At 54.7% G+C, this 223-nt stretch carries 1 protein-coding gene; it reads left to right on the top strand.

Going from position 1 to position 223, the window contains the following annotated elements; translation table 11 throughout:
• A partial coding sequence (locus tag ACYQ8U_RS23515; RefSeq protein WP_459947964.1) for a GTP-binding protein occupies positions 1 to 223 on the top strand: 223 nt, incomplete at both ends.

Raw genomic sequence — 223 nt, 5'->3', positions numbered from 1 at the left:
GATTCTGGTTGTCGCCGCCACCGATGGCGCCATGCCGCAGACCAGAGAGCATATCCTGCTTGCCCGCCAGGTTGGTGTCCCATCGATCGTCGTGTTCCTGAATAAATGTGATATGGTCGACGACGAAGAGCTGATCGAGCTGGTTGAAATGGAACTTCGTGAACTGCTCGACAAGTATGATTTCCCCGGCGACGATGTGCCCTTTGTTAAGGGATCCGCACTC

This window comes from Desulfocastanea catecholica, assembly GCF_054657295.1.
The sequence above is the reverse complement of the archived record's forward strand: the minus strand, read 5'-3'. Positions and strand labels throughout refer to the sequence as shown.